Source organism: Vibrio fujianensis (genome assembly GCF_002749895.1).
Lineage (GTDB): Bacteria > Pseudomonadota > Gammaproteobacteria > Enterobacterales > Vibrionaceae > Vibrio > Vibrio fujianensis.
In genome coordinates this window covers 306280-307705 of the sequence record NZ_NBUS01000040.1, presented here as the reverse complement: position 1 = coordinate 307705, position 1426 = coordinate 306280, and the positions used below count along the sequence as shown (strand labels likewise).

The window sequence follows — 1426 nt, the reverse complement described above, 5'->3', positions numbered from 1 at the left end:
CGCTTACCCTTGGACTTTTGCTCTGGCTCTATTTATCGTTTCTGTCGTGGTAAATTCACAAGCCGTTGTAGCAAAAATGATGTTACCCGTTGGTTTAGCACTCGGTTTAGAGCCTGCTTTATTAATTGGCCTTATGCCAGCACTATATGGTTACTTCTTTATTCCGAACTACCCATCGGATATTGCAACAGTCAACTTTGATATGACCGGCACGACCAAAATTGGCAAATGGTACTTTAACCACTCTTTTATGGCTCCGGGTTTAGTTGGTGTGATCAGCGCATGCTGCTTAGGCTACGTACTGGGGCAAATTGTGATTGGTTAATCACCTTTCGCCATCGAATGAGAAAGCCGCGGCACGATATGATGCCGCGGCTTTTTTACATGAAAAAATTTACATAACAACACAATTTAAGGCACATTATGCCCTTTCGCGGCCACCCAAACTCGATACCATTGCTCACGAGTTAACGTAAGTTCTAGTGCTGCAACAGCCGATTTTACGCGTTCTATATTTCCAGATCCAATTATCGGTAGCGGCCTAGAAGGTAACTGACGCACCCAAGCGTATACCACTTGAGCAATAGTCTGTGCGCCTGTCTCTTCTTTTAGTTGTTCAAGTACAGCTCGCACACGTTGACTCGACTCTTCTTGTCCATTCAAGATCGCGCCACCGGCTAAACAAGACCAAGCCATGGGGCGAACACGCAACATTTGTAGTTGATCTAATGTACCGTCATGAGCGACCTGAAAATTCAATGGATTGATTTCCACCTGATTAGTGATTAAAGGCTTACTAAGACGAGATTGCAATAATTCAAACTGAGCAGGCGTAAAATTTGACACGCCAAAGTGTTTCACTTTACCAACTTTGTGCAATTCGGCGAACGATTCTGCCACTTCATCAGCATCCATCAGCAGATCTGGACGATGCAATAACAGCACATCTAATTCATTGACACCTAAACGTTGCAAAGAATTATTTACAGACTGATAAATATGTGTCGAACTGGTGTCATAATGATTAATCTGACGATTCGGGAATTGATCGCTGCATAATTTAATATCGCATTTGGTCACAATTTGCAGTTGTTCTCGTAGTGAAGGCTCCAGCGCAAGCGCTTCACCAAATAAACGTTCACACTGGTAATTGCCATAAATATCCGCGTGATCGACCGTGGTAATACCAAGCTCAATATGTTGCTTAAGGAACGTTAAACGCGCTTGGGGGGTCATATTCCACTCCCCTAAACGCCAATAACCTTGCACCAATTCAGAGAACTCAGGCCCTTTCGATGCCATCGTTACTTTTTCAACCATGGGTAACACTCCTTTACGTTCAGTATGTTATGAACGGTTATTAATATAAATCCATTGCAATTCGATGATGATTCCATCCGTTTTTAACTGCACTTGCCTTTGCTGA

Annotated in this window: 2 protein-coding genes; one reads left to right on the top strand and one right to left on the bottom strand. The window is 43.1% G+C overall.

The annotated features are described in order from the left end of the window. Positions 1 to 325, top strand: a 325-nt coding sequence (locus B7C60_RS18265) for an anaerobic C4-dicarboxylate transporter family protein (protein ID WP_281251666.1), incomplete at its 5' end; no start/stop codon positions are given. 86 nt (positions 326 to 411) lie between these two features. On the opposite strand, the gene B7C60_RS07260 is transcribed toward B7C60_RS18265, so the two are convergent. Further along, on the bottom strand, positions 412 to 1320 hold the full coding sequence (locus B7C60_RS07260) for an aldo/keto reductase (RefSeq protein ID WP_099611071.1): 909 nt from the start codon (positions 1318 to 1320) through the stop codon (positions 412 to 414). Positions 1321 to 1426 lie beyond the last annotated feature (106 nt).